Below are 1,192 nucleotides of genomic sequence, written 5' to 3'. Positions count from 1 at the left end.
GACGCGGGGCCCGTGGCGGGCGCGGGGTTGGAACCGGTCGTCCGGGAGTCGACCCCGGCTCTCATCGCCCGGACCCTCCGCCGGGCGATCTCCGACGGTACGTTCCCCCCGGGCGCGCAGCTCGGAGAGGCCGCGCTGGCACGGTCGCTCGGGGTGAGCCGAGGGCCCCTGCGGGAGGCCATGCAGCGCCTGACCCAGGAGGGGTTGCTCGTCTCGCACCGCAACCGTGGCCTGTTCGTCGCGGACCTCTCCGCCGAGGCGGTCGAGGACATGTACCTTCTCCGGACCACGGTCGAGACCGCCGCGTTGGACCGGGTTCTCCACTTGGGACTGGGCGCCGACACCGCGGATGCGCTGGACGCGGCCGTGGACGCGATGGCCTCCCTCGCCCACGAACCACGGTCGGGGGCCATGGTCGAGGCGGATCTGGACTTCCACCACGTCCTGGTGGAGGCGGCCCGGAGCCCCCGCCTGTCGCGGGTGCACGAGACCGTGCTGGTCGAGACGAGCATGTGTCTGCACGCGATGGCCGGCACCTATTCGGACGCGGAGTCCAGGCTCGCCGAACACAGGGCGATCGCCGGGGCGATTCGCGCGGGGGACCCTGACCGGGCCAGGGGGTTGTTGGTCGACCACATGAGGGACGGTCTGGCCAGGGTCCGGGAGGGCGGCCCGGCGCGGTGACCCCGCTGCTCAGCGACTGGCCGCGAGTCCGCTGCGCATCGCCCACGCCACCGCCTGCGGCCTGGTCGTCACCCCGATCTTGCGGTAGGCCTCACGGATGTAGGTCTTCACCGTGTTGATCGACAGATAGCAGACCGTCGCGATCTCCTCGTTGGACAGACCCTGGGCGATGAGCGCCAACATCTCCGATTCCCGGGGGGTCAGGCCCATGTCGCCGATCGGCCACATCCCCGCGGGCCCGTGCTCGCCGTCGTGCCCCAGCAGTCGCACCCGCTCGCCCGCGGCCACCCGTTCCACCGACTCGACCAGTTGTTCACCGGACAGCGACTTGGACAGATACCCCGTGGCGCCGGACGCGAAGGCGTCGTCGATCGCGCGCGGGTCCGTGACGGCCGAATAGACGGCGACGGCGCCGATCATGGGGTCGAGCGCCATGGCAGAGCACCGTGCCTGCCAGTCGGCGGGCGAGGCGAAGGTGTCGAACAGCACCACGTCCACCGGCGCGTCC

The 1,192-nt window shown here is 71.7% G+C and carries 2 protein-coding genes; one reads left to right on the top strand and one right to left on the bottom strand.

Features of this window, described 5'->3' with window-relative positions; all coding sequences use genetic code 11:
- Nucleotides 1–12: 12 nt before the first annotated feature.
- A complete protein-coding gene (locus G6026_RS10460) occupies nt 13–684 on the top strand; it encodes a GntR family transcriptional regulator (RefSeq protein ID WP_182613142.1) in 672 nt (223 codons plus the stop codon).
- Nucleotides 685–693: 9 nt separating this feature from the next.
- Here G6026_RS10460 and G6026_RS10455 read toward each other — a convergent pair.
- The coding region (locus G6026_RS10455) for a response regulator transcription factor (protein ID WP_241728018.1) at nt 694–1,192 on the bottom strand (499 nt) is incomplete at its 5' end.

The organism is Dietzia sp. DQ11-38-2, assembly GCF_014145055.1.
In the GTDB taxonomy this organism is placed as follows: domain Bacteria; phylum Actinomycetota; class Actinomycetes; order Mycobacteriales; family Mycobacteriaceae; genus Dietzia.
Note: the sequence above shows the minus strand (reverse complement) of the source record. Positions and strands in the feature narration are given on the sequence as shown.